The following is a 6,647-nucleotide window of genomic DNA, read 5'->3' on the forward strand; positions in this document are numbered from 1 at the left end:
GTTTGGCTCGGTTGTCGATTCGACTATACGACATGCGATATATCACGAGGTAAGCTTCTGCCGTATGCGATTTAAGCGAATCTGGAGTACTGCATGAATCCAAATTACAACATAATCCCGAAATATGTAACCGGTCTCGAAATCATCGGCAACGTATGCGCTGGCATAAATGGATGCCACTGCCTTGACCGTCCCGCGCTTTTTCCGGCATCGGCATGACGGCAAACCAGAATTCGACGCCCATCGACGAGGAATTGGTGCGTGAGGCCGTGAGCGGCATTTACCGCCGCGAATCCAGCCATGTCCTTGCCACGCTGATCCGTTTGCTCGGCGATTTCGATCTGGCGGAGGAAGCGTTGCACGACGCCTTTCGTGCCGCATTGGAGCAATGGCCGCGCGACGGCATTCCCGCCAATCCGAAAGCCTGGCTGGTATCGGCCGGCCGCTTCAAGGCCATCGACAATCTGCGCCGCCGGGCCCGCTTCGAGATGCTTGAAGATGTCGACACGCTGGCCGATCCCGCCTACGAAAGCGGCGATTCCGACGACGAACACCTGGAAGACGACCGCCTGCGGTTAATCTTCACCTGTTGCCATCCGGCGCTGGCGCCGGAAGCCCAGGTGGCGATGACCTTGCGCGAGGTGTGCGGCTTGGCGACCGAAGAAATCGCGCGCGCCTTTCTGACGCCGGCGCCCACCCTGGCTCAGCGCATCGTCCGCGCCAAGGCCAAGATCCGCGATGCAAAAATTCCGTACCGGGTGCCGAGTCCCGCCGAATTGCCGGACCGGCTGGACAGCGTGTTGTGCGTGGTGTATCTGATTTTCAACGAAGGGTATTCGGCTTCGTCCGGTGCGACGCTAACCCGGCATGACCTATCGGAAGAGGCGATCCGTTTGGGCCGCTTACTGGCCGAACTGTTGCCGGATCCGGAAATCTTGGGCCTGTTGGCCCTGATGCTGCTGCATGAATCGCGCCGTGCCGCGCGCACGTCGGCGGACGGCGAATTGATATTGCTGAGCGACCAGGACCGCTCGTTGTGGAACCGAGAACGGATCGCCGAAGGTTCGGCCTTGGTGGAACGGGCCTTGATCTCTCGGCGCTTCGGTCCCTACACATTGCAGGCGGCCATCGCGGCGGTGCACGCCGGCGCTGCCGACGCCGCCGTCACCGACTGGGCGCAAATCGCCGCGCTGTACACAGTCTTGCTGCGTATCGAGCCGTCGCCTATCGTCGAATTGAACCGGGCGGTGGCGATAGCGATGCGCGACGGCCCGGAGGCGGGGCTTCAGCGGATTGACGAGATTCTGTCGCGCGGCGAACTGGCCGAATATCACCTGGCGCATTCGGCTAGGGCGGATTTGTTAAGGCGTTTGGGAAGAATCGACCAAGCCCGCTCCGCTTACGAGCGCGCCCTGAGCCTGACCCGTCAACTGCCGGAGCGGCGTTTTTTGGAGCGCCGCTTGCGCGAATTGTAAGCGTGGGCCGACACATAGGCCTTCGTCAACCCGTCTGACGGCGAGCGAGGCGCTGCCGCATCGATGCGGCGAGCTCGACCATCGCCTGGTCGATACATGCGCTGTTTATCATGCCTAAGCCGAAGGCAAAGCCGTTCAACCGGCTGTTGGCGACGGGATAGCGTGTCAACGCATAAAGTCCCATGCCGTTATCCGCCGCGCGCTCGGCGATGTCTTCAGCCTGCAGGCGCTGATCTTTTAACAAGGCGGTCATATGCAGTCCGCAGGGGGCCGAAATCGGTTCCAATAAATCCGGGCAGTGACGGCTAATCGAGGCAATGAGTGCGGCATGTCTGTCGCCATAGACCTTGCGCATTCTGCGGATATGCCGGGCCAGATGGCCTTCGGCGATGTATGAGGCCAAGGTTTCCTGCTCCAGCACCGGACTATGCCAGTCGCTAAATCGTTTTGCGCAAATAAGGGCTGTTTTGGCCCAACCCGGCATCACCACGAATCCCAGACGCAGGGTCGGAAACAGGCTTTTCGAAAACGTGCCCAGGTAAAACACCTGCCCGTTCCGGTCCAGCGTCTGTAGTGCGTCGAGCGGATTGCGGCTGTAGCGGAATTCACTGTCATAATCGTCTTCGATGATGACCGCCCCGTGGCGTTGGGCGAATTCAATCAGCGCGTTACGGCGCGGCATCGACAGCGGGTGGCCCAAAGGGAATTGATGCGTTGGGGTGACGTAAATCACGCGGGCCTGCGGCGGAATGTCTGCCACCCGAATACCTTCGGCATCCACCGGAATTCCGGCGACCTGGGCGCCGGCGGCGCTAAAAGCCACTCTTGCCGGCTGATAGCCCGGATCTTCCATCGCCACCAGGGTCTGACCGGGTGTGACCAATATTCTGGCCAGCAAATCCAGCCCTTGCTGAATGCCGGTGGTGATCAGAATATCGTCGGCTTGACAAGCCACGGCGCGGGCGAAGGATACATGGCCGGCAATGGCCCTCCGCAGGCTGGCCTGGCCCTGGGGGTCGGCGTAATGCGTTGGCAGTTTCGCAAACCGGCGTTGCGAGCGCATCAGTAGGCGCTGCCAGATCGGATACGGGAAGTTTGCATTGTCGGATAGGCCGATCCTGAAATCAAAGCGAAAAGGTGGCTGAAACGCTGGCGACGGCAAGGGCGGATTGCGCCAAAACGGGTTCAATCGGGAGTCGGCTTGGGAATCGACGGCCGGCAGCGGATGCCGGCGAATGTGTCGGGCGACGAACGCTCCGGCGCCGGGGCGGATTTCGATATAGCCCTGGCTTTGCAGCCTATCGTAAACCGCCACCGCGGTGTTGCGCGACACGCCGACAATCTCGGCGAAACGGCGAGTGGCCGGCAGGCGCGTGCCGGCTTGCAAGCGGCCGTCGATGATGGCCGAGCATAACTGACTATGCAGTTCCTTAAGCAAATTTCCCGAGCCCGGCGCTGGAAGAGCAATGGCTAATTCAAAAATTGGTTCCATCACATTCGAGCCAAGTGGCTCTGTTTTTAAGATCGCGGGGCGTGCATTATTTCACAGAAACGGAGTTTGGGCGGTAATGCCGGGACCTTGTCAAGGAGATAACCATGGTCGCAACGCGATGAAAGGGAAAGCTGGCGGGCTAACGCCGCCGGCTTTCGGCTGCTCGCGAATTCAATGTCTATTCGCTAGAGGTGTAAAATGGCTGAATCACATTTTTCCATTGCTGATACGCTTCCGCGCAAACGCATCGCGGTACTCGACACCGAGATCAGTTACGTCGATGTCGGCTCGGGCGACGCGATCGTGTTTCTGCACGGCAATCCGACCTCGTCATATCTGTGGCGCAACATCGTTCCGTTTTTATCGCCTTACGGCCGCTGTCTCGCTCCGGATCTGGTGGGCATGGGGCAATCGGGCGCATCGCCAACCGCGGCCTACCGTTTCGCGGATCATGCCAGGTATCTCGACGCCTGGTTCGAGGCGGTGGGCTTGACGGAGAATATCGTTCTGGTCTTGCACGACTGGGGTTCGGCGCTCGGTTTTTACCGGGCCTATCGCCATCCCGAGCAGATTCGCGCCATCGCTTACATGGAGGCTCTGGTTCAACCCAGGCGCTGGGGCGACTTTCCGAACGGGCGGGATGCGATGTTTCGCGCGCTACGCTCCGAACAGGGCGAGCGGATGGTGCTGGACGACAATTTTTTCGTCGAAACCGTGCTGCCGAAGAGCATCATCCGGACGCTGGCAAAGCCGGAAATGGAAGCCTATCGGGCACCGTTCAAAACCCGGGAGACGCGGCTGCCGACCTTGGTCTGGCCGCGTGAAATCCCGATCGACGGCGAGCCGGCGGATGTGGCGGAAATTGTCGAACTATACGGACAGTGGCTATCCATTAGTCCGATACCCAAGTTGCTGATCTCCGCCGAACCGGGCGCGCTGCTGACGGGCCGCGCGCTGGCCTTTTGCCGGACCTGGCCCAATCAGCAGGAAGTTTCGGTGAAGGGTATCCACTATATTCAGGAGGATGCGCCGAACGAAATCGGACTGGCGCTACAAGCCTTCGTTTGCGATTTGGCCAAGCGGCGCGGCGTATCGGCGGCGTGAAAAAAATCTAAGATTTAAAGACGGCAGCGAGTAGCGTGAAATTTTTTTTCGGTTTTCGATACCGGCCATGTCGAAATGCTCGAACCGGAAACGACTATTAGGCGTCTAGCGTTTTTAACTAACAGGAGCCGAACATGAAATACTTATGCCTGATTTGCGCCGAAACCGTGATGGAGCAAATGACGGAAAGCGATGCGGACAAGCACTTTGACGAATACGCAGCATTTACTCAAGCCATCAAAGACAGTGGCCATTATCTAGGTTGTAATCGCTTATTGCCCGCCAATGAGGCGATTACGCTACGCGTGCGGAACGGCAAAACCACCACCACCGACGGCCCCTTCGCGGAAACCAAGGAACAACTCGGCGGCTATTACCTGATCGAAGCCACGGATTTGAATGAAGCAATCCAGGCGGCGTCACGAATCCCGGGAGCGAAGCTAGGTTGCGTCGAAGTGCGGCCGGTTGCGGAAGACGCGCAGACCTTGCAGGCACTGGGTCTTTCTGCTGCGGACATGGCAGGTTAGATAGCTTTGAAGAAATTTCGGGCGACTTGTCGATTTCGGCAAACGCCATTCGACTATCGATTGTAAGACTGCCAGTTCCACTGCCCGATGGGCTTCAACAGGAGAAATTTAAATGAAATGCATGATTATCGTTAAAGCAAGCAAAGACAGCGAAAAAGGCACTATGCCTAGCGCCGAATTACTGACAGCAATGGGTCAGTACAACGAGAAATTAATCAACGCCGGCATTATGCTGGGCGGCGCCGGTTTAAAGCCCACCTCGCAGGGGAAGCGTGTCAGGTTCTCCGGTAAGCAGCGCACCGTCATCGACGGCCCATTTCTGGAACCGGAAGATCAAATTGCCGGTTACTGGCTTTGGCAGGTCAAATCGATGGATGAAGCCATCGAATGGGTGAAGCGCTGTCCCAATCCCATGCTGGAGGACTCCGACATTGAAATTCGTCCGGAGTACGAAGAAGCGGATTTTGCATCTTAACCATTCCGAAGCCGCTTTGCCGATCGACCTATTTAAACGTTAGGTAATTCCATCACAATCGCATTTTAGGGGATATGCCATGAGTACAAATTCTTTTAACTATCCACCCATGAGTCCTTACCTCACCGTGAAGGACGCAAATACAGCCATTGAGTTTTATAAATCGGCGTTTGGTGCGACCGAAATCTTCCGGCTTACCGATACCAAAACTGGAATCACCGGTCACGCCGAAATAATGATTAATGGTAGCCATTTTATGCTTGCCGACGAAAATCCTGCATGGGGCAATAAATCGCCTATGAACCTTGGCGGCACTGCCGTGAGTTTCAGTCTGATGGTGGAAAATGCCGACGCCGCTGCTGAACGCGCAAGCGCCGCTGGCGCAACCGTCGAAATGCCACCGACTGATATGTTCTATGGTTTCCGCAGCGCAGGAATCAGTGACCCCTTTGGGCACAAATGGATGCTTCAGCATCAAATCGAAAAGGTCGCTCCCGACGAAATACAGGAACGTTGGGATGCAATGCTGGTTTCTGGAAGCACGGACTGCCCCAGTACTGACAAGTAACAATGGCAAATCTTGTAACGCATACCCAGTCTAACATGATGCTCAAGCGGGATGGTCGATACCGCAACCGCCCCTTAGCTTTACGTTAGGCCAAAATGCAGAATCGAGAGAGAGGAATCATGAGCAAGGTATTTGTGAACATCGGACTTAGTCTTGACGGTTACATGGCGCCGGAAGGGATGGCGATCGAAAATTGGAGTAAGCCTGAGTACAAAAACTGGGGTGCCAAATGGGGCGCTCTGATGAGCTGGATCTTCAAGCAGCAATACTTTCGCGAGAACCTCATGTTCAGTTCGGGAGGAGAGATCGGTCCGGTAAATGACATGCTTCGTTACACTATGGAGCGTAGCGGAGCCAGCATCATGGGCAAGCGGATGTTCGAGCAAGGCGAGGTCTCTTGGCCTGAGGAGGCTCCGTTTCACACACCCGTATACGTTCTTACCCACGAAAAACGCGAACCTTGGGTGCGTCCGGGTGGGACGACTTTCTACTTCGTCAACAACGGTCCGGCGCGCGCCCTTGAGCAGGCGAGAGAGTCTGCAGGCGGTCGCGATATACGCATCTCCGGCGGAGCAAATGTGATACAGCAGTACCTGAAAATGGGTGTCATCGAAGAACTGGAAATTGCCCTAGCACCGATCCTATTTGGCAATGGAAGGCGCTTGTTTGAGGACCTGCACGATTCGTTGCCGCAGTTTAGAATCGATACAGTTCTCAATGCTCCGGATGCTACACACTTGCGCTATGTGCGTCAGTAAGGGTGGCCTAATAACCGGTTGCAGCGGACGATCCACCGCTGAGCTGGATCGTTATCTCACTGATGGAGGATGTTCATGATGAAACCTGCAAAAAACACGATTTGCCTTTGGTACAACGGCGACGCCGAAGACGCGGCGCGCTTTTACGCCGAAACCTTCCCCGATTCATCCGTCGGCGCGGTACACCGGGCCCCGGGAGACTTTCCGTCCGGGAAGAAAGGGGATGTGTTGACGGTCCGGTTCAGCGT

General features: G+C 56.9%; 8 protein-coding genes. 7 read left to right on the forward strand and 1 reads right to left on the reverse strand.

Annotated elements, in window-relative coordinates; genetic code table 11:
- The first annotated feature begins 215 nt into the window (after positions 1-215).
- Positions 216-1,475, forward strand: a complete 1,260-nt coding sequence (locus tag ACW73I_RS20405) for an RNA polymerase sigma factor (protein WP_458031344.1) — start codon at positions 216-218, stop codon at positions 1,473-1,475.
- Between the two features lie 25 nt (positions 1,476-1,500).
- Here ACW73I_RS20405 and pdxR read toward each other — a convergent pair whose 3' ends face one another.
- On the reverse strand, positions 1,501-2,967 hold the full coding sequence (gene pdxR / locus ACW73I_RS20410) for a MocR-like pyridoxine biosynthesis transcription factor PdxR (RefSeq protein ID WP_458031345.1): 1,467 nt from the start codon (positions 2,965-2,967) through the stop codon (positions 1,501-1,503).
- Between the two features lie 198 nt (positions 2,968-3,165).
- On the opposite strand from pdxR, the gene ACW73I_RS20415 reads away from it, so the two are divergent.
- From ACW73I_RS20415 to ACW73I_RS20440, 6 genes are all read left to right on the forward strand, one after another.
- Complete coding sequence (locus ACW73I_RS20415) at positions 3,166-4,071, forward strand: haloalkane dehalogenase (RefSeq protein ID WP_458031346.1); 906 nt, start codon at positions 3,166-3,168, stop codon at positions 4,069-4,071.
- Between the two features lie 134 nt (positions 4,072-4,205).
- Positions 4,206-4,598 carry a YciI family protein gene (locus tag ACW73I_RS20420; RefSeq protein ID WP_458031347.1) on the forward strand — a complete coding sequence of 131 codons (393 nt, stop codon included), beginning with the start codon at positions 4,206-4,208 and terminating at the stop codon, positions 4,596-4,598.
- A 112-nt stretch (positions 4,599-4,710) separates the two neighbouring features.
- Complete coding sequence (locus ACW73I_RS20425; protein WP_458031348.1) at positions 4,711-5,073, forward strand: YciI family protein; 363 nt, start codon at positions 4,711-4,713, stop codon at positions 5,071-5,073.
- A 79-nt stretch (positions 5,074-5,152) separates the two neighbouring features.
- Complete coding sequence (locus ACW73I_RS20430) at positions 5,153-5,641, forward strand: VOC family protein (RefSeq protein ID WP_458031349.1); 489 nt, start codon at positions 5,153-5,155, stop codon at positions 5,639-5,641.
- A gap of 119 nt (positions 5,642-5,760) precedes the next feature.
- Positions 5,761-6,399 carry a dihydrofolate reductase family protein gene (locus ACW73I_RS20435; protein ID WP_458031350.1) on the forward strand — a complete coding sequence of 213 codons (639 nt, stop codon included), beginning with the start codon at positions 5,761-5,763 and terminating at the stop codon, positions 6,397-6,399.
- 78 nt (positions 6,400-6,477) lie between these two features.
- Positions 6,478-6,647, forward strand: a 170-nt coding sequence (locus ACW73I_RS20440; protein ID WP_458031352.1) for a VOC family protein, incomplete at its 3' end; no start/stop codon positions are given.

This window comes from Methylomonas sp. MgM2 (genome assembly GCF_054172045.1).

Coding starts and splice junctions, on each gene's coding strand:
- ACW73I_RS20405 (WP_458031344.1), top strand. CDS start 216: ATGACGGCAAACCAGAATTCGACGCCCATCGACGAGGAATTGGTGCGT.
- pdxR (WP_458031345.1), bottom strand. CDS start 2,967: ATGGAACCAATTTTTGAATTAGCCATTGCTCTTCCAGCGCCGGGCTCG.
- ACW73I_RS20415 (WP_458031346.1), top strand. CDS start 3,166: ATGGCTGAATCACATTTTTCCATTGCTGATACGCTTCCGCGCAAACGC.
- ACW73I_RS20420 (WP_458031347.1), top strand. CDS start 4,206: ATGAAATACTTATGCCTGATTTGCGCCGAAACCGTGATGGAGCAAATG.
- ACW73I_RS20425 (WP_458031348.1), top strand. CDS start 4,711: ATGAAATGCATGATTATCGTTAAAGCAAGCAAAGACAGCGAAAAAGGC.
- ACW73I_RS20430 (WP_458031349.1), top strand. CDS start 5,153: ATGAGTACAAATTCTTTTAACTATCCACCCATGAGTCCTTACCTCACC.
- ACW73I_RS20435 (WP_458031350.1), top strand. CDS start 5,761: ATGAGCAAGGTATTTGTGAACATCGGACTTAGTCTTGACGGTTACATG.